The sequence below is a fragment of the Rhodococcus sp. WAY2 genome, from assembly GCF_009859915.1.
In the GTDB taxonomy this organism is placed as follows: domain Bacteria; phylum Actinomycetota; class Actinomycetes; order Mycobacteriales; family Mycobacteriaceae; genus Rhodococcus_F; species Rhodococcus_F oxybenzonivorans.
The window spans coordinates 6,519,692-6,541,840 of record NZ_CP046572.1 but is presented as its reverse complement, the minus strand read 5'-3'; the positions used below and the strand labels follow the sequence as shown (position 1 = coordinate 6,541,840).

General features: G+C 65.8%; 22 protein-coding genes and 2 pseudogenes. 17 read left to right on the top strand and 7 right to left on the bottom strand.

The genetic code is table 11. The annotated features are described in order from the left end of the window. The first annotated feature begins 73 nt into the window (after positions 1-73). Positions 74-829: a sulfite exporter TauE/SafE family protein gene (locus GFS60_RS29560; protein WP_159926649.1), complete on the top strand. Its 756-nt coding sequence runs from the start codon at positions 74-76 to the stop codon at positions 827-829. On the opposite strand, the gene GFS60_RS29555 is transcribed toward GFS60_RS29560, so the two are convergent. Beyond that, the gene (locus tag GFS60_RS29555) at positions 779-2,005 is read right to left on the bottom strand and encodes a PucR family transcriptional regulator (protein ID WP_159926648.1); all 1,227 of its coding nucleotides are present in this window, start codon (positions 2,003-2,005) and stop codon (positions 779-781) included. The genes GFS60_RS29560 and GFS60_RS29555 overlap by 51 nt on opposite strands. A 179-nt stretch (positions 2,006-2,184) precedes the next feature. On the opposite strand from GFS60_RS29555, the gene GFS60_RS29550 reads away from it, so the two are divergent. From GFS60_RS29550 to GFS60_RS29540, 3 genes are read left to right on the top strand one after another with little or no spacing between them, the layout of a single operon-like run. After that, the gene (locus GFS60_RS29550; RefSeq protein ID WP_159926647.1) at positions 2,185-2,442 is read left to right on the top strand and encodes a DUF3311 domain-containing protein; all 258 of its coding nucleotides are present in this window, start codon (positions 2,185-2,187) and stop codon (positions 2,440-2,442) included. After that, positions 2,439-3,935, top strand: coding sequence for a sodium:solute symporter family protein (locus GFS60_RS29545; RefSeq protein ID WP_159926646.1), 1,497 nt, complete (start codon positions 2,439-2,441; stop codon positions 3,933-3,935). The genes GFS60_RS29550 and GFS60_RS29545 overlap by 4 nt, the downstream gene beginning before the upstream one ends. Continuing rightward, the gene (locus GFS60_RS29540) at positions 3,935-5,539 is read left to right on the top strand and encodes an amidohydrolase (RefSeq protein ID WP_159926645.1); all 1,605 of its coding nucleotides are present in this window, start codon (positions 3,935-3,937) and stop codon (positions 5,537-5,539) included. Before GFS60_RS29545 ends, GFS60_RS29540 begins: the two co-directional genes overlap by 1 nt. Before the next feature lie 62 nt (positions 5,540-5,601). Here GFS60_RS29540 and pdxR read toward each other — a convergent pair whose 3' ends face one another. Together pdxR and ald are read right to left on the bottom strand one after the other, a co-directional pair. After that, positions 5,602-7,065 carry a MocR-like pyridoxine biosynthesis transcription factor PdxR gene (pdxR, locus tag GFS60_RS29535; RefSeq protein ID WP_159926644.1) on the bottom strand — a complete coding sequence of 488 codons (1,464 nt, stop codon included), beginning with the start codon at positions 7,063-7,065 and terminating at the stop codon, positions 5,602-5,604. 105 nt (positions 7,066-7,170) lie between these two features. Next, positions 7,171-8,292, bottom strand: a complete 1,122-nt coding sequence (ald, locus tag GFS60_RS29530) for an alanine dehydrogenase (protein ID WP_159926643.1) — start codon at positions 8,290-8,292, stop codon at positions 7,171-7,173. 219 nt (positions 8,293-8,511) lie between these two features. Between ald and GFS60_RS29525 the strand changes: the two genes are divergently transcribed. The 3 genes from GFS60_RS29525 to GFS60_RS29515 all read left to right on the top strand — a co-directional run bounded on the left by GFS60_RS29525 (position 8,512) and on the right by GFS60_RS29515 (position 11,772). Then, on the top strand, positions 8,512-9,882 hold the full coding sequence (locus GFS60_RS29525; RefSeq protein WP_201453479.1) for an aspartate aminotransferase family protein: 1,371 nt from the start codon (positions 8,512-8,514) through the stop codon (positions 9,880-9,882). Between the two features lie 89 nt (positions 9,883-9,971). Continuing rightward, complete coding sequence (locus GFS60_RS29520) at positions 9,972-11,000, top strand: phosphotransacetylase (protein ID WP_159926641.1); 1,029 nt, start codon at positions 9,972-9,974, stop codon at positions 10,998-11,000. 40 nt (positions 11,001-11,040) lie between these two features. Next, on the top strand, positions 11,041-11,772 hold the full coding sequence (locus GFS60_RS29515; RefSeq protein ID WP_159926640.1) for a sulfite exporter TauE/SafE family protein: 732 nt from the start codon (positions 11,041-11,043) through the stop codon (positions 11,770-11,772). A 10-nt stretch (positions 11,773-11,782) separates the two neighbouring features. Here GFS60_RS29515 and GFS60_RS29510 read toward each other — a convergent pair whose 3' ends face one another. Continuing rightward, a complete protein-coding gene (locus GFS60_RS29510) occupies positions 11,783-12,688 on the bottom strand; it encodes a LysR family transcriptional regulator (protein ID WP_159926639.1) in 906 nt (301 codons plus the stop codon). Between the two features lie 101 nt (positions 12,689-12,789). Between GFS60_RS29510 and GFS60_RS29505 the strand changes: the two genes are divergently transcribed. Further along, positions 12,790-13,845, top strand: coding sequence for a YeiH family protein (locus tag GFS60_RS29505; protein WP_159926638.1), 1,056 nt, complete (start codon positions 12,790-12,792; stop codon positions 13,843-13,845). Positions 13,846-13,856: 11 nt separating this feature from the next. Here GFS60_RS29505 and GFS60_RS29500 read toward each other — a convergent pair whose 3' ends face one another. Then, a complete protein-coding gene (locus tag GFS60_RS29500) occupies positions 13,857-14,249 on the bottom strand; it encodes a DUF2267 domain-containing protein (RefSeq protein WP_159926636.1) in 393 nt (130 codons plus the stop codon). A 195-nt stretch (positions 14,250-14,444) separates the two neighbouring features. Between GFS60_RS29500 and GFS60_RS39335 the strand changes: the two are divergent. The 3 genes and pseudogenes from GFS60_RS39335 to GFS60_RS29485 form a co-directional block, all read left to right on the top strand. Further along, positions 14,445-14,621 (top strand): annotated as a pseudogene (locus tag GFS60_RS39335) (DUF4193 family protein); the annotation flags it as partial. 298 nt (positions 14,622-14,919) lie between these two features. Continuing rightward, positions 14,920-15,198, top strand: a complete 279-nt coding sequence (locus tag GFS60_RS29490) for a hypothetical protein (protein WP_159926632.1) — start codon at positions 14,920-14,922, stop codon at positions 15,196-15,198. Positions 15,199-15,281: 83 nt separating this feature from the next. Further along, on the top strand, positions 15,282-16,790 hold the full coding sequence (locus GFS60_RS29485; RefSeq protein WP_159927662.1) for a protein adenylyltransferase SelO: 1,509 nt from the start codon (positions 15,282-15,284) through the stop codon (positions 16,788-16,790). Between the two features lie 39 nt (positions 16,791-16,829). Here GFS60_RS29485 and GFS60_RS29480 read toward each other — a convergent pair whose 3' ends face one another. Then, positions 16,830-17,366 (bottom strand): DUF488 domain-containing protein, encoded by a 537-nt coding sequence (locus tag GFS60_RS29480; protein WP_159926630.1) that lies wholly within the window; start codon positions 17,364-17,366, stop codon positions 16,830-16,832. A 134-nt stretch (positions 17,367-17,500) separates the two neighbouring features. On the opposite strand from GFS60_RS29480, the gene GFS60_RS29475 reads away from it, so the two are divergent. The 3 genes from GFS60_RS29475 (at position 17,501) to GFS60_RS29465 (ending at position 18,441) form a co-directional block, all read left to right on the top strand. Continuing rightward, positions 17,501-17,728 (top strand): FitA-like ribbon-helix-helix domain-containing protein, encoded by a 228-nt coding sequence (locus GFS60_RS29475; protein WP_159926628.1) that lies wholly within the window; start codon positions 17,501-17,503, stop codon positions 17,726-17,728. Beyond that, the gene (locus GFS60_RS29470) at positions 17,725-18,144 is read left to right on the top strand and encodes a type II toxin-antitoxin system VapC family toxin (protein ID WP_159926626.1); all 420 of its coding nucleotides are present in this window, start codon (positions 17,725-17,727) and stop codon (positions 18,142-18,144) included. Before GFS60_RS29475 ends, GFS60_RS29470 begins: the two co-directional genes overlap by 4 nt. A 93-nt stretch (positions 18,145-18,237) precedes the next feature. Next, positions 18,238-18,441, top strand: coding sequence for a zinc-ribbon domain-containing protein (locus GFS60_RS29465; protein ID WP_159926624.1), 204 nt, complete (start codon positions 18,238-18,240; stop codon positions 18,439-18,441). Positions 18,442-18,473: 32 nt separating this feature from the next. Here the strand turns inward: GFS60_RS29465 and GFS60_RS39330 are convergent. Further along, positions 18,474-19,087 (bottom strand): annotated as a pseudogene (locus GFS60_RS39330) (TIGR03364 family FAD-dependent oxidoreductase); the annotation flags it as partial. A gap of 242 nt (positions 19,088-19,329) precedes the next feature. Here GFS60_RS39330 and GFS60_RS29455 point away from each other — a divergent pair. The 3 genes from GFS60_RS29455 to folE all read left to right on the top strand — a co-directional run bounded on the left by GFS60_RS29455 (position 19,330) and on the right by folE (position 21,969). Next, positions 19,330-20,544: an amidohydrolase family protein gene (locus GFS60_RS29455; protein ID WP_159926608.1), complete on the top strand. Its 1,215-nt coding sequence runs from the start codon at positions 19,330-19,332 to the stop codon at positions 20,542-20,544. A 160-nt stretch (positions 20,545-20,704) separates the two neighbouring features. Beyond that, complete coding sequence (locus GFS60_RS29450; protein ID WP_159926620.1) at positions 20,705-21,331, top strand: VOC family protein; 627 nt, start codon at positions 20,705-20,707, stop codon at positions 21,329-21,331. Between the two features lie 47 nt (positions 21,332-21,378). Then, complete coding sequence (folE, locus tag GFS60_RS29445) at positions 21,379-21,969, top strand: GTP cyclohydrolase I FolE (RefSeq protein ID WP_159927660.1); 591 nt, start codon at positions 21,379-21,381, stop codon at positions 21,967-21,969. Positions 21,970-22,149: the final 180 nt, after the last annotated feature.

The following is a 22,149-nucleotide window of genomic DNA, read 5'->3' as shown; positions in this document are numbered from 1 at the left end:
CTGGATCTGTCGCTTCACCGCCGCGACCCCCACACTTCTGACGGAGACAACGGCGAACGGAAGCGGTGTGGGTATGGCGGCAACGGTGTGGGATCTGTCGCTGCCCGCCCTCCTCCTTGCGCTCGGCATCGTGGTGGCCGGCGGCGTCGTCCGCGGTTTCGGTGGCTTCGGTGGTGCGATGGTGTGGGTGGCGGGACTCGTCGTCCTGCTCCCGCCGACGTCGGTGATCCCCACCGTGTTCGTCCTCGAGGTCGTCGCGAGTGCAGCGATGCTGCCCCAGGTGTGGCGGCAAGTGCACTGGAAGTCGTTGCGCTGGTTGTTCGTCGGCACCCTGATCGGCATGCCGCTCGGGATGTGGGCGCTCACACAGCTGTCCGGTGACCTGGTGCGCGTGCTCCTGGGTGTGGCGATCATCGGCTCCGCCGTCGCGATGGCCGCCGTCCCCGACCGCCACTCACTGCCCGGCCCCGGTGCGACGACCGTGACGGGAGTGGCATCCGGCCTCCTCAACGGCGGCTTCGCCCTCGGTGGTCCACCCGCCGTCCTGATGTACTTTTCCGCGTCCTCCCACGTGGCCGCCGGGCGTGCCTCGCTCGTCGTGTTCTTCCTCGTCATCGACGCGTTCGGCGCCGCCGGCTCGGCTGCCGGTGGTCTCCTCACGGTTCCCGTCCTGGCGCAGATCGCCTTGTTCACGCCGCTCTGCATGTTCGGCGCCGCCGCGGGAAAATGGTTGTTCGACCGCACCACCGCCCAGCAGGTCCGCCAACGGGTGCTGTGGCTACTCGGCTTCCTCGGCGCCGCCGTCCTCGTGCAGGTGGCGTTGCGCTGATCGTAGTTCCCAGGAATTCGAATTGCCCGAATCATGCTGGAACAGTCTCAGGCTCAACACCGACCGCTGCAGGCCGTCGAGAGTCCGAGGATCCCAGCCGGTCAGCTGTTGCCAGCGATCCAGCCGGTAGGTGATCGAGTTGGCATGCAGATGAATGTCCCGCCCGGCCGCACTGATGGAGAACCCGTTACGGGCGAACGCCAAGACCGCCTCGACGAGGTGCGGATGGTCCGCGGCGACGGTGACACCGGGCTCCAGCAGCGTGGCGAGTTCGTCGCGATGGTCGGCCAGGGTGGCGGCAACCCACTCGTCGGCGAAACGGACCACCTCGCCGGTAGGCGAGGCCAGATGCAGGACCCGGCGCGCGTCCGTGATGCTCATCGCCGCGCCGGCCAGGCCGGCGCGGGCCAATCCGATTCCGACCGTGGTGCCCGGGTGGCCGAGCCGGACCTCCCGGATGATGTCATCAACCGGTGCGCGCTGGCTCAGGGCGATGATGACGGCGCCGTGCCCACTGCATTGAGTCGTCCCCGGGATCGTGTCCAAGATGCGTTGCAGCCGTTCGAGCTGCGCTTCCGACCACTCCTCCGCGCCGACGCACACCGCTTGGAACTCGTGCTGTGGTGTGAACCCCAGCGCCTCCGCCAGCTCTCGCACATCACGGCGGTCACCGTCGACCGACCTCGCGAGGGCCTCGAAGAACCGATATCGCACCCCCGCGCGGATGGCCTGTTCGCTTCGGGTCGCGTCGGTGTGTCCGACGGCGACCGCACTGGTGGCGGTGTGGACGAGATCCCACATCATGCCGCCTGCGCGCAGCAGGTCGGTGGTCGGCTCAGCGGCCCTGGCCACCATCGTGTTCCACAATTCGCGGGATGCGATGTGGTACGTCTCGATGACGTCGGACAGTGGCAATCCCTGCATTGCACGGCGTCGGCCGAGCTGCCGCGAACGCTCGAGGACGTCGTCGGCGAGGGGTTGGCTCTCCGCGAGTGCGTGCAGCGTCGCGACGAGCTGTCGGCTGATGTATCCGCGCTGCTCGTCGATCGGAACGGCGGCGTACGACTGCAACTCGGCGCGGATCTGACCCACCGCCCGGTCGGTCACCAACTCGATCTCCTCCGAGACCTGCCGGCACAACCGCTGAATCGTGTCTTCACCCACGGACTCGGGCACCCTCTCCCTCGTTTTCCGCACTCCCGTGAAATTCACGAACCGTCTCGGCGTTTTCCGGGATTCGCCCATGGCTCGAAGGGAGTGATTCAGACCACACTAGTGCCAGAGTGCACGTCGACCGGCACCGGACCCAACCCGGGACGCCGGTGGACGCAGTCGGAATAGGAGACAAAACAATCATGTCCAACGAGGCAAAAAGCGCCTTACTCGCGATAGGTGTCCCGTTCGCCGGGGTCCTCGGCGGCATCGTCGCCCTGGCCGGATCCACGGCCACGGTCTTCGGAGTCCCCATCCTGTTCGCGTGGTTGTTCCTGTGGATGCCGCTCACGTCGCTGTGCCTCCATCTTTCCTGGAAGCTATTCGACCGCAAGGACTTCGAAGCTGCCGAGCGTGCCGAATCGGCCGCTGCGGGTGCTGGGAACGGAGCACAGTCATGACCGCGGCCTTCTTCACCCTCGTGCTCCTCCTCGCCCTCGGGGCAGGCGTGCTGTCGCGGCGCGGCAGCAAGAAGGAGATCTCCGACTACCTCGTGGGTGGCCGGTCGTTCGGTCCGCTGCTGGTCTTCATCCTGGGAGCGGGCGAGGCCTACAGCATCGGGACCCTGATCGGATTCCCCGGCGGCGTGTACGCGCACGGGGCGAGCTACGGCGTCTGGTTCATCGGGTACATCCTGCTGGCCTACCCGATCGGGTACTTCTTCGCGCCCTACCTCTGGCGTGCCGGCAAGAGATACGGCGCCATGACGTTGCCCGATGTCGCCGGACGCCATTTCCGTTCGCGCGGGTTGGAATTGACGATTGCCATCGCGTCGGTGGTATTCCTCATTCCGTGGGGCCAGCTTCAGCTTGCCGGACTGCAGATCGCGCTGACTGGTCTGGGTATCTCCATCGACCCGACCGTCGCGGTATTCGCGGGCGCAGCCCTCGCGCTGTTGTTCCTCATGCTGTCCGGGGTGCGCGCCCCCGCATTCGTGTCCTATGTCAAGGACACCGCCCTGCTGCTCGGCGCCGTCCTGATCGGACTCGCGGCAGTGATCGAGACCGGCGGGACCGAGAAGCTGTTCGCCGCAGCGGCAGCCAGTGGTGGCGGCTCGGCCTCACACTCCACGGTCACCGGGTCGTCACTGACCTTCGTCCTGACGACGATCGTGTTCCAATCGGTCGGGTTCTTCATCTTCCCGATCATCGTGCAGGCCGTGCTCGCGGCGAAGTCCGAGGCGACGATCAAGCGGGTCGCCAAGTTCAATCCCCTGTACATGCTCATGTATCCGTTCCTCGTCGCTGCCGCCTTCGGGGCGATCACGCTGCTGCCGACCAAGCTCGAGGGAACGGAATCCGACCAGGTGCTCCTGCAGTTGTCGCGACAGCTGCTGCCCGACTGGCTGACCGGTGTCGTTGCCGGCGGCGCGGCCCTCTGCGCGATCGTGGTGCTGTGCGGGGCTGCTCTCGGAATCGGTGCGATCGTGTCCCGCAACATCATTCCGGGGATCCCGGAATCTCGCCAGCGAATCTGGGTGCGAGGAGTGGTCGTGGCGTACCTCGCGATCTCGCTCCTGCTCACCCTCGCGACACCTCAGCTCCTGCTGACCCTGGTCAACACCGCGTACTACGGTGTCACACAGGCCGCTGTGGTCTTCGCGACGATGGTCTTCGGATGGAAATTGCGCCCTTCCGCACTCGCCATGGGCGTGGTGCTCGGCGACATCGTGGTGCTGTGGCTGTATCTCGACAAGCACGGCCCCGTGTCCGCATGGCTCGCCGAGCACGGCGTCAACATCGGTGCGGCCGCCCTGGTCCTCAACATCCTTTTCGTGGTGTCGACGCGGGTGTTCTGGCCACCCACCGATCCGATCCGCGGCCTTCGCGCCGACGGCCGGATGCCGAACGCCGCCGTGGGAACCCCGGCTGCACGCAGCGAGGTGGGTGCCTGATGTCCAGGACACTGCTCACCGCCGATTCGATTCACACCCAGGACCCGTCGTCGCCGACGGTCGAAGCGCTGGTCACCGACGGCACCGACGTGGTCGCCACCGGCACCAGGAAGGACATGGCCGATTACGCAGGAATAGGGGCCCGCCGCATCGACCTGCCCGGTGCCACGGTGATCCCGGGACTCATCGAATCGCACATCCACCCCACCTACGCCGGCCTCACCGACGACTGGGCCGACTGCCGGACACCACCGTGCCGGTCGATTGCCGACATCCAGCAGGCTTTGCGTGCCGCGGCCACCGGCAGCGGATGGATCAGGGGGTGGGGTTACGACGACACCCAGATCGCCGAGGGACGGCATCCGACCCGGACGGATCTCGACGCCGTCAGCACCGATCGGCCGGTCATCGTGCTGCACATCTGCGGTCACTTCGCTGTCGCCAACACCGCCGCGCTCGCGACCGCAGGCATCGACGAATCCACGGTGTCGGTGGACGACCCGCTGTTCCCTCGCGGCGCCGACGGTCGACTCACCGGGATGGCGTGGGAAATCGATGCGGTGGCGAGGCTCACCGCGGCGGTTCCCGCGTTGACCGAGCAGGAGGTGAACGGTGCCCTGCTTCGCAGCCTGCGGTCGGCGCGGTCGCGAGGTATCACCACGATCCACGATCTCGGCGTGGGTCTCTCGGCCGGTGAGCAGGAGCTGACCGCCTACCGCTCGCTGGACGCGTCGGGTGAGCTACCGGTGCACGTCGTCGGCTTCCTACGCGGCGATATGGCGCTCGAGGCCCTCGACGACCGGGGAGTCACGTTCGAGCATGCACCCGCGGCCGGCGCGCGCTTCCGGCTGGCCGGCGCGAAGTTCTGGGCCGACGGATCGATCCAGGGGCTGTCCGCCGCACTCCGCACGCCGTACGCGTGCGACCCCAGCCATCACGGTGACCTGCTCTACCCGCAGGAGCAGCTCGACGAGATGATTGTGCGGGTCCATCGTGCGGGTGGCCAGGTCGCCGTGCACGCGAACGGCGACGCGGCGGTCGGTGCCGCGATCACCTCGCTGAGGAGAGCGCAAGCCACAGACGGCAGGACGGGACGCCACCGCATCGAACACTGCCAGGTGAGTGCACCGAGCGATTTGGCCGCGATTCGGGAAGCCGAACTCGGGGTGAGTTTCTTCGTCAACCACGTCTTCTACTGGGGCGATCGGCACCGCGACCGGTTCCTCGGTGCCGAGCGCGCAGCCGAGATGGATCCCCTCGCCTGCGCCGACGAACTGGGGCTGCGATTCGGACTGCACTCGGACTGCCCGATCACCCCGATGGATCCGCTCGCGACCATCAGGACCGCGGTCACCAGGATGACGAGAGGCGGCACGGTGCTCGGCGGAAACCAGCGGATCGGAGTGGATCGCGCGATCCGGGCTATGACCATCGACAGCGCGTACCTGGTGCACGACGAGACCCGTGTCGGCACTTTGACGGCGGGCCGTCGTGCGGACCTGGTGGCGCTCGACGGCAGCCTCGGGGATCTCGCGACCGGCACCACCGAAATACCCCGTCCCACAATGGTCATGATCGACGGAGAATCGGTGGGCGTGAGCTGACCCCATCAGCTGAAGCGGAACCGGTGACCCGCCCTCGCTGAACAGGCGAGGGCGGGTTCCCGCTACCGGCGGAAACTCGCCTGGCACGCCTGGCCGAGGAGCGCGATACCTTCTTCGATCGAGCGCAGGGGAATCGCTCCGTAGCCGATTCGAAAGTTGTTGCGCGGCGGCACGGGCTGTGTGTAGAAGATGTCACCCCGTTCGATGAGGACTCCGCGGGTTTCCGCCTCGCGCAACAGAACCCGGCAATCGAGGTTCTCGGGCCCGGTCATCCACAGGCTGACGCCACCGGGCGGATACGACTCCTGCGGCCAGGGAAGGTACTTGTCGACGGCCGCGCAGAGGCGTTCCCATTTGTGCTTCATCTGGCTGCGGTGGTGTCGCAGTGCACGGTGGTACTCGCCGCTGTCGATCAGCATGGCCAGGGCGCGTTGCTGATGGCCGGGTGGGTGGCGCAGCACGTACCGGCGGGCATTGCGCAGTTCGCGGACCAGGTCGGCGGGCCCGACGAGGTACCCGAGGCGCAGTCCGGGTGCCAGGAACTTCGAGAAGGTGCCGAGATACACGGCGTCGCCGCTGGAGTCGAGTGCTTTGAGTGCCGGGCTGGGACTGCCGTGGTAGCGGAATTCGCTGTCGTAGTCGTCCTCGACGATGACGGTGCCGGATTCGGCGGCGAGTTGTAGCAGGTGCTGACGCCGGTCGATTCCGAGAGTCGCGTTGGTCGGATGATGGTGACTGGGCGTCAGGTACATCAGATCGGTGCCGCGCAGAGTGTCCGGTGGGCGCAGGCCGCGCTCGTCGACGTCGATGCCGTACACCTGGGCGCCGGTGCGCAGGAAGATGTGCCGGGCATCGAGATAGCCCGGGTTCTCGATGGCCACGCGGTGTTCCGGGCCGAGCAGTACCCGCCCGACGAGGTCCAGGCCTTGCTGTGATCCGACGGTGATGAGTACTTCGTCCGCACTTGCTTCGATTCCGCGGGACGGCAGCAGGTGCTGGCGGATCATGTCGATGAGCATCGGGTCGTCCGCTCCGACGCTGTCCTGAAGGCTCGCGTAGGCGTGCGGTTGATACAGCGCGTCACGGAGGCAGCGCACCCAGGCGCGGGCGGGGAAGCTCCGGATGTCGATCTGGCCGGCGAGGAAGGGGTAGGGATAGCTGTGCCAGTCGAGATTCTTCTCGATGTGCGGAACGTCGACGTCGGCGTAACGCCTTATCCGGGTGGACCAGTCGATGCGTGGGATGGTCGCGCGCGCGTCGGATGCCAGGGTCTCGATCATGTCGGGATTCACGAACATGCCCGACCGCTGATGGCTCTGGACCAGCCCCTCCGCGATCAGCTCCTGATAGGCGAGATTGATCGTGTTGCGCGAAATCGCCAGGTCGACGGCAAGCTCGCGGGAGCTCGGAAGGCGGTGACGTGGATCGAAGAGTCCGTTGGCGATGCCGTGCTCGATCGCCCGCCGGACCTGACGGTAGAGCGGCTCGGTGGAGGTGCGGTCGACCTCGATCAGTGTTCTCGGCACGCATCGCCTCCTGTACATCAACGGCGGGCTGACGACGAGGCCGGCCCGGCACGCCGAGAAGTTCTCGGGTGAGCACTCCTCAGTATGCCGGGCCGGCGAGTGGAATCAGACGAGGTCGAGAGCTTCTTCCACGCCGATCGACTCGATTCCGAGTGCGACGCCGACGGCATCGTTGGTGAGCCGCCCCGCGACCGTGCTGACGCCCGCGCGGAGAGCGGCGTTCTCCCGCGCGGCGCGCGCGAGTCCCTTCTCGGCGATCTGCAACGTGTAGGGCAGGGTGACGTTGGTCAGCGCATGCGTGGAGGTGTGCGGCACCGCTCCGGGCATGTTCGCCACGCAGTAGAACACCGAGTCGTGGACCCGGAACGTGGGGTCTGCGTGGGTGGTGGGACGCGAATCTTCGAAGCACCCGCCCTGGTCGATGGCGATGTCGACGAGAACGCTGCCTGGCTTCATCCGGGAGACCAGCGAGTTCGAGATGATCTTCGGGGCCTTCGCACCGGGGACGAGCACGGCGCCGATGACGAGGTCGGCCTGCATGACCTCCTGCTCGATGGAGTACGCGTTGGCGGCGAGGGTGCGGATCCGGCCCTGGTACATCCGATCGGCGGCGCGGAGCTTGTCGACGTTCTTGTCGAACAGGACGACGTCCGCCCAGGTGCCGGCGGCGACCGCGACGGCGTTCATACCCGACACGCCGGCGCCGATGACGACGACGCGGGCCGGCAGCACCCCGGACACCCCGCCGATGAGTACGCCTCGGCCACCCTCGGGCCGCATGAGTGCCTGCGCACCGACGAGGGGCGCGAGCCGGCCGGCGACCTCACTCATCGGGAACAGCAGGGGCAGTGACCCGTCGGGAAGTTGAACGGTCTCGTACGCAATGGAATTGGTTCCCGCAGAGAGCAGGGCGCGGGTGCACTCTTCACCCGCAGCGAGGTGAAGGTAGGTGAACAATGTGAGGTCCGAACGCATCCGGTGGTATTCCTCCGCGATGGGCTCTTTGACCTTGAGGACCAGTTCGGCGCTCTGCCAGACGGCGTCGGCCGTGTCGAGGATCTTTGCCCCCGCGGCGCCATAGGCGTCGTCTCCGATCGACGATCCCTCTCCCGCACCACGTTCCACGAACACGTCGTGTCCGTGAGTGACGAGTTCGTGCACTCCGGCCGGAGTGGCCGCTACCCGGTACTCGTGGTTCTTGACTTCCTTGGGGATACCGATCCTCATCTGAGACCTCCGTTGGCTGGGCTGATCACTGCTCCGTCCACAAGTCGTGGTGCCGGGGCGATAACGAAGTCTGGATCACTCTGGCATGGGACCAGAAGGACCAGTTTTGCGTCGGCTATCGGGACCAGTCTGGACCCATCGAATACCGCTCTTCTGGCCCTGACCTGCGGTCCGCGCCGTCCGTATGGTGTGGATCACAGCCATTCGACAACGAAGGAGATGGTCGTGGACGTCACCGAATTGCGAGCACGGGCCCGCCGGCACCTCGGACCTCATTTCACCCGCAAGGACACCTGGGACAGCGACTTCCCGGTGTTCGTTCGTGGCGAGGGCAGCTATCTGATCGACACCGAGGGGGACCGTTTCCTCGACGGTCTGGCAGGCCTGTTCTGCGTGAACATCGGTCACGGCCGCGACGACATCGCCAAGGCGGCGAGCGAGCAGATCGGGACGCTGGCGTACGCCTCGAACTGGGGCAGCGCGCACATTCCCGCGATCGAGGCGTCCGCGCTCATCGCCGACCTCGCGCCCGGCGATCTCGGGACGACCTTCTTCGTCAACTCGGGATCCGAGGCAGTGGAAACGGCCGTCAAGTTCGCCCGGCAGTACCACCGCAGCCAGGGCAACCCCCAGCGAACCAAGATCATCAGCCGCGAGATGGCGTATCACGGAACCACTCTGGGCGCGCTCTCGGTGACGCAGCTGCCCAAGATCAAAGACCCGTTCGGACCGCTGCTGCCCGGGGTTCGCTCCGTACCTAACACCCTCGGTTACCTCGGCGACTGCGGCCCGGCGAACGAGCTCGACTGCATCGCCGCGATCGAAGCCGTCATCGAGGAAGAGGGCGCCGAGACCATCGCGGCCGTGTTCGCCGAGCCGGTTCAGAACGGGCGCGGCGCCCTCGTTCCGCCGGACGGGTACTGGCCCGCGCTGCGCGCGCTGTGCGACAAGCACGGGATCCTGCTCGTTTCGGACGAGGTGATCTGCTCGTTCGGCCGCCTCGGACACTGGTTCGGGCACGGGCTCACCGGTGTGGTGCCCGACATGATCACGTTCGCGAAGGGCTCCACCTCCGGATACGCCCCGCTCGGCGGCCTGATCGTCCGCGAGCAGCTGGTCCGCGAGCTGTACGACTCGCCCAAGGGCGGCGTATTCACGCACGGCGCGACGTGGGGCGGACACCCGGTGTCGACGGCGGTGGCGGTCGCCAACATCACCGCGATGCGCGACGAGAACGTGCTGGGCAACGTCACCGCGCATGGGCCGAAGTTGCGGTCGGCACTCGACTCGCTGATGAACGCGCACCGCTGCGTCAAGGACGTGCGCGGCACCGGCTTCTTCTACGCGATCGAACTGATGGCCGACAGCGACAGCGGCCGCGAGTTCACCGAGCAGGAGTCGCTGACGGTGTTGCGCAAGGTGCTGCCGGAGGCGTTCGCCCGCACCAAGGTCATTCTCCGCGGCGACGACCGTGGTGCCACGATGCTGATGATTTCGCCGCCGCTCGTCGCCGACGACGAGGTGCTCTCGGAGCTGCTCCATGGCATCGACAGCATGCTCACCGACATCGAGAAGGCAATTCAGCCGTAGGGAACGATACGTTCCCCGAGTTCCAGCGGGTGGCGGTCGTCGGGTTCGACGACCGCCACCCCTCTTCGTAGTGATGGGAGAGCGAGGCCATGGCCCCGAGCGTCACCGCTGTACCACTCATTGACGCTGCACGACTAGAGGATTCGTCGCTGATCGATCACTGGATCGCCACCCTGAGAGGGGCGAATCGCGTCGTCGGTCTCGCGGACGGAGAAGACGAACGCGCAATCCGTGCGGCCCACCACCTGCACCACAGGTGCGTCGTCTCCCCCAGGTTGTTCGGGCGGCGGGACGTCATCCGGCGTATCGCCGAGGCTTCGAGTATCCCCCTCGCCGAGGAACTCGTCATCGACCTCGCCGAGGCGGCCGCCGACCCCATGATCCGCGACGCCGTCGAATCGGGATTCGCCAAATACCCCGATCGGATCGAGTCGGCGCTGTCCGACCCGGTGTGCCTCGCCGCGGCGGCCTTACGTGCGGGAATGGTCGATGCCTGCGTCGCGGGTGCGAGCAGGCCGACGTCCGACGTGCTGCGAGCCGGACTGCGCATCGTCGGTCTCGCACCGGGCTCGAGCATCCTGTCGAGTTCGTTCCTGATGCTGCTACCGGACGGCAGGCAGCTGACGTTCTCCGACTGCGCCGTTGTGCCCGACCCCACCGTCGATGAACTGGTGGATATAGCCCTGGCCGCAAGCGCCACCCACTTCCAGCTCACCGAGCAGCCGCCCGTCGCGGCAATGCTGTCGTTCAGCACGCAAGGCAGTGCCAGCCACCCGCGGGTGGAGAAGGTCCGCGAGGCGGTCCAGCGGGTGCGGCTGCGTGACCCGGACCTGCACGTCGATGGAGATCTTCAGTTCGATGCCGCCCTTGTTGCCGAGATCGCGGCGTCGAAGGCTCCGGATTCGAGGGTCGCCGGCCGCGCGAATGTCCTGGTCTTTCCGAATCTCGACGCCGGGAACATCGGATACAAGATCGCGCAGCGGCTCGGTGGCGCAACAGCGCTGGGACCGATTCTGCAGGGACTGTCGGCGCCGTGGAACGATCTGTCCCGCGGGTGCAGCAGCAGCGACATCGAGTTGATGTCTTTGGTGAGTGCGATCCAATCGCTGGCCACCTGATCGACCTCGTCACCGAGGCCTCCGAACGAAGGGATTCACCATGGCGATGCTGATACTGGGTGCCCTCTGTATCGGTATTGCCTCGGTCATCGGTGGCGCCACCGGATTCGGAACGGCCCTCATCGCGACCCCGGTCATGTTGATGGCCGGATTCGACGTCGCCGAGGTGGTGTTCGTGAACCTCGTCGCGGGACTGGTCACCCGCCTCAGCGCGGCATATCAGCTGCGGAACCAGATCAATTGGGGCAGAGTCGCATTGTTGGGAGCCGGCAGCCTACCAGGGGCGTGGTTGGGTGCCGTCACGCTGAGCATGCTGCCGGAGCAATTCTTGAAACCGGCTGCGGGAGCGTTGGTCATGATGTGCGGAGTCGCCATGGCTCTTCCAGTGCGGACGGAGACACCACGGACGCCGTCGACCCCGGCGCTGGCGCTCACCGGGGCCGTCGGCGGATACCTCGGAACCACCACATCTCTCAACGGACCACCCCCCGTGCTGCTGCTCATGCGGGCGCGGCTGCCGCCACTGTCCTTCATCGCTGATCTCGCGGGCTACTTCATCATCGCCAATGTCATGGCGTTGGCAATTCTCTGGTTTCGCGACGAGGTAACGGAGTCGATGATCTGGCCACGCCTTCCGGTATTCGTGCTCGCTGCCTTGGTGGGCAACCTCATCGGACTGGCGATTGCCCGGCGATTGCCGCCGGGCGTATTCCGCTCTGCCGTCATCGTGTTGGTGATCGCCGCAGGCGCGGTGACCCTCACCGTCGGATAGGCACGCGGGCTCAGCGATCGATCCCGACCCGGCGAACCAGGCGTACCAGTTCGCCTGCGGGACCGTCGAGTTGACGGGGTCCGCGCCACGCCGCGCGCAGTACGCGGTCGAGGTCGAGACCCTCCACGTCGATCACCTTCAGCTCGCCGGCCTCCACCTGCTCCGCCACGGCGAGTGTGCTCATCACCGCCGGGCCGACCCCGGCCAGCACACTGGTGCGAATGGCGGCGGCGCTGCCGAGTTCGAGGAGCGGTGCCGCCCTGTCGTATTCCTGTAAGGCCACATCGAGCGTGGTGCGAGTACCCGAGCCCGGTTCCCGGGCGAGTAGGGGCGTCATGGCCAACTCGGCTACGGACAGTGCTTTACGCCTGCGCGCCCACGGATGGGTGGGATGAACGACGACCACCAACCGGTCACGCGCCACAGTGAGGCTTTTCAGGGGTCTCGGTACCGAGGGGGATTCGACGAACCCGACGTCACACGTCCGGCCGGCCACCCGGTCGAACACCTGCGTCGAATTATGCACCTGCAGATGGATGGTGACGTCCGGGTGCTGGCTGCGGAACTGGCCCAGCCATGCCGGCATCAAGTGCTCTGCCACCGTCATGCTGGCGGCGACCGTCAGTTCGGCGGTGCGTTCGGCGCGCAATCCGTCCGCCACATCGAGCAGTCGGCGGGTATCGGAGAGAACCCGGCGAGCCCAGTGCGCGATCACCGTGCCTTGGGGGGTCAGCGTGGAGCCAGTCGGACTGCGCTGCAGCAGTGTCATGCCGAACTGCCGCTCGAGTTGTTTGACGGCACGGCTCGCGTTCGGCTGGGCCATTCCAGCGAGTCTACTGGCGGCGCCGAGACTTCCATGGTCGTCGACGCCGACGAGCAACTCGAGCACGGCGAAGTCGGGCCATTTGCGGGACATGCATTCAGTATATGGCCCGCGCGCAAGACATATCTGTTTGATATGTGCCCATGCCGAACTGACGGCTACCGCAAATGTCGATTCTGATCGACCGTAGACGTATGAGTAGTCAGCTGAAGGAATCGAAGTCCGAGGAACAGCGCGCCCCGAGCCCCGCCGCGCTGCCGCGACTGCACAACGCCACGGCCACTCTCCTGCCGGGTCTTGCGCTGTGCGCCGTCGCGACCGCCATCGCCATGGGTGTCGGCCGATTCCTTCCGACGGTGAGCCCGCTGCTCATCGCCATCGTTCTCGGCGCCGTTCTGTCGAACATCGTGCATCTGCCCGAACGCCTGCGCCCGGGACTGCAGTTCTCCGCCAAGAAGTTGTTGCGCGTGGGTATCGCCCTCCTCGGACTCCAGTTGATGCTGAGCGACATCCTCGGACTGGGCTGGGGAGTCATCGTCGTGGTCGTCTCGATAGTCTGTCTCGGCATCGTGGGAACGATGTTCGTGGGCAAGCTGCTGGGCCTCAGCTGGACCCAGCGTCTGCTCATCGCCTGCGGATTCTCGATCTGCGGTGCGGCCGCCGTGGCAGCGGTCGACGGAGTCGTCGACGCCGACGAGGAAGAGGTGATCACCGCGGTCGCGCTCGTCGTCATCTTCGGCACACTCATGATCCCCGCGATTCCGCTGCTGTCGCGGGCGCTGGGACTCTCCGACACCGACGCCGGCCTGTGGGCGGGCGGCTCCATCCACGAGGTTGCGCAGGTCGTCGCCGCGGGCGGCGCGATCGGCGGTGCTGCCCTCGGCGTCGCCGCGGTGGTCAAACTCGCGCGAGTCCTCATGCTCGCCCCGGTCATGGCCGTTCTCAGCGTGCGCCAGCGCAGACTCGCCGGCACCGACGCCGACGTGAAGCGGCCCCCGCTCGTCCCGCTCTTCGTCCTCGCATTCCTCGCCTGCGTCGGCCTGCGATCGTCCGGCCTGCTGCCCGTCGGCCTGCTCGCCGAGGCCAAGATCGTGCAGACCGCCCTGCTCACCGCCGCGATGTTCGCCCTCGGCGCCGGCGTCCAGATCGCCACGATCAAGAAGGTCGGTGCGCGGCCCTTCGTGCTCGCGGGCATCTCCACCGTCTGGGTGGCCTCGATCGCGCTGGTCGGTGTTCTTCTGGTGGGTTGACTACCGGGGCATCAGTGCTGGACGGGTCCGGTACCGAGGAGATCCGCGTACTCGTCGGGAAGCTGGGCCACCACGTCGTCGAACTCACCGCCCGTCACGGACGCCTTCAGTGCGGCCAGCACCGCCCGCGCGTGCTGACGGGCCTGTTCTTTACTGCACCCCAGGCCTTCGTCCTCGGCGACCTTTCCGTAGAACTCATCGACTCCGAACCGCTCGCCGGGCCCGGTAGCGGGCAAGGTATCGGTGAACGCCGGCGGCAATTGTGCGGCGAGATCCTTGGTCTCACCACCGGACAGACGCTGGCCGAGCACCCGCAATGTCGCCCGGATAGCGGCCTCGCCGTGCTCGACGGTATCGATTCCCGCAGTGCTGCGTACTGCGGAAACGAGCTCTTCCTTGTTCATCTGTGCTCCTCCATTCTTCTGTGGGTCTTCTCTACCGTCGGTCTTCGAAGGGGTGTTCCCGGAGTTCGCGTGGGACCAGCGGTCGGACGTGCCGGTGGAGTCTCATCCATGGAGCGTTTTCGGTCCGGGAGCGCCTCTTCGACGCCATGCTTGCGCCCTACCCACCCGAGCTGGTCATCAAACCTCGAGAATTGTGCTGCGTGCATGGCCGAGCTGCCGGGCGCCGACCTGTCCAGTGAAGAGCTCATGGTCAAGGTGGTACCGAAGCGAAGTGACGAGTTCACCTGCACCAGTTGCTTCCTCGTCCATCACCGTAGCCGGTTGGCCGGGCGCACCGAGAGTCGGATGATCTGCCGCGACTGCGCCGATTGATCGATCTATCCGCCGCAGTGGACCTGGAACAGCGGTCTCGGCCGGGCGTGGGCGCTGGTGACCTTTTGCCCTGGCCAGTGGGGATGAAAGGTCGTTATGATCGGATTCTGCCGTCCCCGAGAAGACGAGGGCGGCGCCGCGAAAAGCCCACCTCACCGTGGGTGCGGTCGGCGGTCACCGTCGGCGCGGCGCGAGCCCCCGGAACATTCCCGGCTTCGTCGTTTCGTTTCACCGCGCCGATGGCAACGCCTGTAGGCAGGGGGCGAGACGCAGGCAGGACGCGAGGAGGACGAGCGCGATGACCATCGCACCGCACATCACCATCGATCACGACGAGATTCGCCGGTGGGTTCAGGCGCATCACGGGGCTCCTGCGCGGGACAGTGCGGGACAGTTGCGGATCGACTTCCTCGGGGCCGTCACCGGGTTGGAGCGCCTGTCCTGGGACGAGTGGTTCACCGCGTTCGAGGAGCGGTCGCTGGCCCTGTGCTACCCGGAGCCGCATATCCGCGGCGGCACCAGCGCCTGGTTCGAATTGGTGCCCCGCGACGGGGCTGAACTCGGCGCGATCACATGAGCGCCGCGATCCGGCCGTACCGCCGTGGATGAGGAGGTGCGATGACAAGAGCGGTGTCCGAGTCGGGCGGTGGTTATTCTCGAATGATGGCAATCCCGGATTTCACGGTCGGCACTACCGCTGCGATGGCCGGCCTCGAGAGCACCTTTGCCGACGAGCTGGACGCCCTGACGGTGCCATGGCAGGGCGCACCGGCGCCCGACCCGAAGTTGCTCGTGCTCAACGAGCAGCTCGCTGCATCGTTGCGGCTGGATATAGAGGCGTTGCGAAGCGAGGAAGGGGTCGCAGTCCTGTCCGGGTCGACGGCCCCGGCTGGGGCCAAGCCGGTGGCGATGGCGTATGCCGGCCATCAGTTCGGTGGCTACGTACCCCTCCTGGGGGATGGTCGGGCGTTACTGCTCGGTGAAGTGAAGAACGGTGACGGCCGCCGCGTGGATGTACATCTCAAGGGTTCGGGGCGCACACCGTTCTCGCGGGGCGGCGACGGTTTCGCTGTTGTGGGCCCGATGCTGCGTGAATACCTGGTCAGCGAGGCGATGTATGCCATCGGCGTCCCGACGACGCGCGCGCTGTCGGTGGTGGCGACCGGTCGGCACGTTCTTCGAGACGGCGCCGAGCCCGGTGCCGTGCTAGCCCGGGTTGCGGCCAGTCACCTGCGGGTCGGCACCTTCGAATTCGCGGTGCGGCGGGGTGAGGTGTTGCAGCCCCTCGCCGACTACGCGATCGCCCGCCACTACCCGGAGCTGACCGAACTGCCGGAGGCGGGTCACGGCAATCGCTACCTGGCGTTCTTCGAGGCGGTGGTCGAGGCTCAGGCGTCACTGGTGGCGCAGTGGATGCTCACCGGGTTCGTGCACGGGGTGATGAACACCGACAACACGACCATTTCAGGGGAGACCATCGACTACGGTCCGTGCGCTTTCCTCGACGCATTCGATCCGGCTGCAGTGTTCAGTTCGATCGACCACGGCGGCCGCTATGCGTTCGGCAACCAGCCCGCCGTCCTGAAGTGGAACCTGGCGCGCTTCGCGGAAACCATGCTGACGCTTGTCGATTCGACGGTAGATGACGCGATTACCGCGGTCACGGCGGTCCTCGACACCTTCGACGAGCGGTACGACCGCCACTACTCGGCGGGTATGGCGGCAAAGCTCGGTGTAGTCGGCACGCTCACCGATCGTGCGTTGATCGACGACCTGTTGACGCTGATGGAGGAACACGGTGCCGACTGGACGGGCACCTTCCGCGCTCTCGCGGAGGAGCTACGCGGGAACTCGACGCCTCTCGGCGAGCAAGTACCGCGCGAGCACATCGGGTCATGGTTGGAACGCTGGCGCGGCGTCCTGACCGCACACGGGCTCGGGGCAGCTGACACGGCAGCTGCAATGGACAGCGTCAACCCGCTGTACATTCCGCGCAACCATCAGGTCGATGCTGCTTTGCGCGCCGCGACCGGCGGTGATCTCGCTCCGTTCGAGAAGCTGCTCGAGGTTGTTACGCATCCGTTCGACCACCGCGACGAGTGGTCCGACTACACCACGCCCGCACCGCGTGCATTCAGCGATACCTTCCAAACCTTCTGCGGCACCTGACCTACGGACCCATGGCCACGCCGAGCGGTTCGCGGTTGTTCACGACGATGCTCGGGCACAGTCCCAGACCACCCGTCCGTCGGAACGGACGCGAGCACCCGCCGCAGGCAGATGAGAAGTTAGCCGGCCGTCGTGCATGAGGTGCTCGACTTCGACCTCGTGGGCGAGGACGGCGACGTCGGCGACGAGGCGGCGGTGGCAACGCCACCACACACTCTCACTGCACATCATCGCCGTTCGCTGCCGACTCGCCTGCTCCACCAACTCGGCGAAAGCGTCAGCGAACTCGGTCGTGCGGGTATACGCCGCGTACGCAGCGAACTGGTCGACCTGCCACCAGGGATCCTCCCGCTCCTCGCCGGACGGCAGGCGCCGGCGCCCGCCCAGCCGCGGTTCGTGGCGATAGTCGATTCCCGCGTGCGGTAGCCATTGGGTGAGCGCCTCACTGCTGACGTCGGGGTTGTGACGACTGCCCGGATATCGCCGAATGTCGACTACCGCTTCAATGGCGGCCGTCTCCAGCAGCGTCGTCATGTCCTCCCGGCCGAGTCGGCCGTGCCCCACCGAGAACAACATCGTCTCGCCTCCTCCGCCGGGAACGGACCCGGAGCGCTGGTGGTGATATTACGAGTCGGTGAGTCCAGGTTCCGGGTTGCCGTTCACCGGCACTCTCAGGTGATATCATTGGTGTGATATCGGAGGTGGTCACAGTGGAACAGATCCTGATTCGCAACCTTCCCGCGGGAACCAAGGCCGCCCTGCGGGCGCGCGCCGAGCAGCATCACCGGTCGGTCGAAGCAGAGGTACGCGAGATCCTCGGCGAGGCCCTCGAACGGGAGCCGGTCACGCTCGTCGACCTGCTGGGTACCGATGAGGGTGCCGAGATCGAGTTCGAGCCCGGAAGCCTCGGTCTGACCGCCCGAACTGCTGAGTTGTGAAGTACGTCTTGGACACGAATGTCGTGTCCGCGCTGCGTGTCCGGGGACGCAACAGGTCGGTCGAGGCTTGGTCTGCCTCGGTGCCGGTGGCCGACCTGTTCGTGACGGCCATGACCATTGCCGAGATCGAGCGGGGCGTGGTGGCCAAGGAGCGTTCCGACCCGGCGCAAGGAGGGGTCCTGCGCCGGTGGTTCGACGAGCGGGTCCTGCCCGCCTTCGCCGACCGGGTGCTTCCGTTCGATCTGCCGGCCGCACGGGTGCTGGCCACCTACCGGGTGCCCGAGCATGCGCCGTTCGACGACGCTCTCATCGCCGCCGTCGCGCAGGCCGCCGAGATGATCGTTGCGACGCGCAACACCAAGCACTTCGAGCCGCTCGGCGTCCGATGCGTCAACCCGTGGGAATCGAATTCCTGAGGCCTGACTTCGGTGTGAAAATCCGTCGACCGGGCGATAACTGCTGATCTGCCAGCGGATGACCGTCTACCGAGCCCGCTCTATGCTGGTGCGGTGTTCTTACTCTTCGGTTTCGGCACCAAGCGGCAACACCTCGGCTCGGGGCAGACGCGAACGTGCCCGCGCTGTCACAACACCACACAGTGGGCACGGATGCGGGAATCCAAGCAGTTCACGTTGTTTTTTGTTCCCGTCGCACGCTGGAATCGCCGGCAATTCGAGGAATGTGGCATCTGCGGCACCGCCGTCGAGGTCTGAGCCACCGGGCAGAGTAGCCGCAGTTCGCGCCCTCACACCGGTTCGAGTGCGCGGGTGACACTTGATTCGGCCAAGCCCATGCTGGTGGGCATGCCGATTCCGGTGGTGACGGTGACGATGTGGACGCCGCCGATGGGTTCCACGAGGAGGAACTCCGAACCGGCCGCGGAACTGTATACGTCCTGCCATCGCTCGCTGAAGTCGATCGTGTCCACTCCGAACAACTTTCGGGCTTCGGCGAGCAGAACCTCCAATCCAGCCTCGCTCTGGAACGGCGACGCGGTGATCTCACGAATGTGAGTACACCAATGAGAATCGAGCCGTCGGGTTGCGGGGTGTACATCTGGTGCAAGTCCAGATCCACATAGCCGGGAAACTGTGTGCGCAGCCTTTCCGCCAAGAAGATTGTGTTCGCCAGGAGCGGTCCGCGGGAGGTGTAGACCGTACCGGTTCGAAAGACGTTGCGGGGCTGCGCCAGCGGATAGTGGACGCCGGACTGCTCCAGCCACTCCGCGATCGACGGAGCGGCCTGGCGTGGATCGACCTGAAAATCCATCGGCAGGTACATCCCTCCGATGACGTCTTCCCCGGAGATCGGTAATCGGTCGAGGATCGGGCGGCGGTCGAGCACTTGCGCACGGTCAGGACCGTGCTCGCTTCACGACGTTGACTCGATCGGGCGGCCCACCAACTGTGGGACTGCCGCTCGAGTTTCCAACCCCGCCCGCTGCCGAAGCCGGCTGACGAGATGTCTCGGCCGTACGGGTGTTGAGCAGGTGTTTCCGTGGGCCGGGATGGGGGTGGCGGAAAGTGATGGTTGACACAAGACCCAGTTGCTGTAGATCATCTATAGGAACTGTTCCTGAGTCAGCAAAGGATTGTGGTGCCATGAGTAAGTACCGGGTTATCGACACTGATACCCATCTCATCGAGCCGGCGGATCTGTGGACCGAACGCCTGCCGAAGGCGTGGGGCGCGGACGTTCTGCACGTCAAGTTCGATGAGAAGACCCAGTCGGACCTGTGGTTCTTCGGTGATCAACCGCTCAAGGGCGCGTGGACGTGGGCGAACTGGAACTGGAAGAACTTCAACTCCGAGCTGCACGACGGGAGCGGTCCCACCCGCCTCGACGAAGCCCATCCGGCGACCTACGACGTCGACGAGCGCGTGAAGTTCATGGACGATCAGGGCTTCGAGATGCAGGTGCTGTACCCGAACCTCGCCGGGTTCGACTGGAAGCCGTTCGTGCAGCACCCCAACCGGAACCTGGCGATCGCGCACCTGGCCGCCTACAACGACTTCCAACTCGAATGGGTGGCCAAGTACCCGGGCCGGTTCATCCCGATGATGGTGATCCCGTACTGGGACGTGGCGGCGTCGGTCGCGGAGATCGAACGCCTCGCCGATTCCGGCTTCGGCGGCATCGTGACCACCGGTGCCCCGCACGAGCACGGTCAGGCGCCCCTGGGCAGCCGCAAGTGGGATCCGCTGTGGAAGGCCTGCGAGGAGGCGGGCCTGTCGGTCAGCTTCCACACCGCCAGCGGCGACTTCCGCGAGATGCTCAAGCACGACGAGGACGACGGGTTGGTCGGCGGTGTGCGCGTTGCCGCCGACGGACCCCACATCTACCTCGCCAACGCCGTCATCGTCAGCGACCTGCTCGTCTCCGGAATCCTCGCCCGGTTCCCGACCCTGCAGTTCGTCTCCGTGGAAAGCGGAATCGGCTGGGCCCCGTTCGTTCTCGACGCCCTCGACAAGCGATTCCAGAAGAACGGCGTGTTCCGCTCGCACCCCGAGTTCGGTGACATGCTCCCCAGCGACTTCTTCAAACGGCAGGTATCGCTGAACTTCTGGTTCGAACAACTCGACGACTACCACCTCGAAACGCTCTCACTCAAACCACTGATGTTCGAAACCGACTTCCCCCACCCCACCAGCTTCCACCGGCCCACCCTCGCGGAAAACATCGAACTCGTCCTCGGCCGCCAGCCCGAAGAGGTCCGCCGCGCCGTCCTGTGGGACAACGCCGCCCGCCTCTACGGCAAGGCCATGGAAAAACAGGGAGTCAACCCCAGCCAAGCCCTGCCCAGCCTGACCAGCTGACCACACCCCACACCACCACCAACAAGAACCGGGCGCTCCGGGGCACTCCACCCGCACCCGACGGTGCCCCAGAGCGCCCATCCAAACACCCGACACGGTTCCTCGGGACTCGTGCGAACCATGTCGAGGAACCTCTTCTAAGCAAAGTGAGGAAGCGTAAATGACCACCGAGGCAACGGATTCTAAACCGGCGATCCTGACACAGGCCGGTGCTGCGACAGGCCGCCTCGCCGGTGTCAATCACCTGCAACTGATCGTCAGCGACATGGACGCCAGTGTCCGGTTCTACCGCGACGTCCTGGGGTTGACCGTTGTTCGCACCACCGCCGACTATCCAGCACCCGGGCGCGGATACCAGATCCTGAAAAACACCTTTCTTGACATGGGGAACGGAAACCTGCTGTCGCTCATTGTGGTAGGTGGAGCTGGCATCAGCGATACACCCACGACCGCAGAGCCCTCGGTCAGTGCCGAATGGTTGTGGCCCGGTGTTCCGGAAAACCAATGGACTCCGCGAAAGTTCGACCATGTCGCATTCAACGTTGACAGTCACGACGACGTGGTGTGGTTCCGAGACCACCTGCAGGCCTGCGGTGTCAAGACGAGCAAGATTATTGCCCGCGATCACGAGGCGTGGGTGGAGTCCCTCTACTTCTACGACCCGGACGGGATCCCCCTCGAAATTGCCACCTTCGACCTCGGCAACCCGAAGTGGGAATCTCACCAACCGACGGACTGGTTCCGCGATCCCAACCCTGTCCCCGCACTCCGCGTGAATCCGGCGTGACGGAGACGAGGAGCGCAGTCGAGGGTAGCTCGACGCAATCGATCGATTTGCTTCTATACGACGGCTTGGCCGGCGTAGGTGATCCGCGGAACGCGGACCTGGGCGCTGCGGAGTCCGCTGCGCGTGCGTTTCTGGACGCCCTCGGGATCGATACCGGCGCCAGCGGTGTGCGAGATACACCCGGCAGGATGGCACGGGCTTACCTTGATCTCTTTACCCCCAACTCTTTCGAGCTGACGACCTTCCCGAACGATGAAGGGTATGACGAGCTGGTGGTGGCAAAATCCATTCCGGTCCGTTCGGTGTGTGAACACCACCTGTTGCCGTTCAGCGGTGTCGCGCATGTCGGATACCTGCCGGGCGAACGCGTCCTCGGCCTGTCGAAACTTGCCCGCATCGTCGAGTTCTTCGCCCGTCGGCCTCAGGTGCAAGAACGACTCACGAAGCAAGTCGCGGATTGCTTGACGACAAAACTCGGGCCGAAGGGTGTGGGGGTCGTGATCGAAGCCGAGCACAGCTGTATGTCGATGCGCGGTATACGCGCCATCGGCTCTACCACCGTCACCTCGGCGCTGTCGGGATCGTTGCGCGATGATCCGCGATCACGCCAAGAGTTCTTCGCGCTGACAGGGGTCTAGGGCCACGACGGAAACCTGCGCCTCGCGCATGACGTACCAAAGGATTGGCCGATCAACGTCATGTTCAGAGACGATATCGCGAACCGGAGGGCGAAGGTGTCCTGCTGCGAGAGCAATCCCCGATGCATGCGATGCCCATGCGCAGGCCGGTAAATCGTCGAAATGTCAAAGTCATGCCCG

Coding starts and splice junctions, on each gene's coding strand:
- GFS60_RS29480 (WP_159926630.1), bottom strand. CDS start 17,366: ATGTTGTTCTCGGTGGGGCACGGCCGACTCGGCCGGGAGGACATGACG.
- GFS60_RS29525 (WP_201453479.1), top strand. CDS start 8,512: ATGGTCGTGGACGTCACCGAATTGCGAGCACGGGCCCGCCGGCACCTC.
- GFS60_RS29560 (WP_159926649.1), top strand. CDS start 74: ATGGCGGCAACGGTGTGGGATCTGTCGCTGCCCGCCCTCCTCCTTGCG.
- GFS60_RS29500 (WP_159926636.1), bottom strand. CDS start 14,249: ATGAACAAGGAAGAGCTCGTTTCCGCAGTACGCAGCACTGCGGGAATC.
- ald (WP_159926643.1), bottom strand. CDS start 8,292: ATGAGGATCGGTATCCCCAAGGAAGTCAAGAACCACGAGTACCGGGTA.
- GFS60_RS29520 (WP_159926641.1), top strand. CDS start 9,972: ATGGCCCCGAGCGTCACCGCTGTACCACTCATTGACGCTGCACGACTA.
- GFS60_RS29450 (WP_159926620.1), top strand. CDS start 20,705: ATGACCACCGAGGCAACGGATTCTAAACCGGCGATCCTGACACAGGCC.
- GFS60_RS29545 (WP_159926646.1), top strand. CDS start 2,439: ATGACCGCGGCCTTCTTCACCCTCGTGCTCCTCCTCGCCCTCGGGGCA.
- GFS60_RS29540 (WP_159926645.1), top strand. CDS start 3,935: ATGTCCAGGACACTGCTCACCGCCGATTCGATTCACACCCAGGACCCG.
- GFS60_RS29490 (WP_159926632.1), top strand. CDS start 14,920: ATGACCATCGCACCGCACATCACCATCGATCACGACGAGATTCGCCGG.
- GFS60_RS29550 (WP_159926647.1), top strand. CDS start 2,185: ATGTCCAACGAGGCAAAAAGCGCCTTACTCGCGATAGGTGTCCCGTTC.
- GFS60_RS29485 (WP_159927662.1), top strand. CDS start 15,282: ATGATGGCAATCCCGGATTTCACGGTCGGCACTACCGCTGCGATGGCC.
- GFS60_RS29455 (WP_159926608.1), top strand. CDS start 19,330: ATGAGTAAGTACCGGGTTATCGACACTGATACCCATCTCATCGAGCCG.
- GFS60_RS29515 (WP_159926640.1), top strand. CDS start 11,041: ATGGCGATGCTGATACTGGGTGCCCTCTGTATCGGTATTGCCTCGGTC.
- GFS60_RS29510 (WP_159926639.1), bottom strand. CDS start 12,688: ATGTCCCGCAAATGGCCCGACTTCGCCGTGCTCGAGTTGCTCGTCGGC.
- GFS60_RS29505 (WP_159926638.1), top strand. CDS start 12,790: ATGAGTAGTCAGCTGAAGGAATCGAAGTCCGAGGAACAGCGCGCCCCG.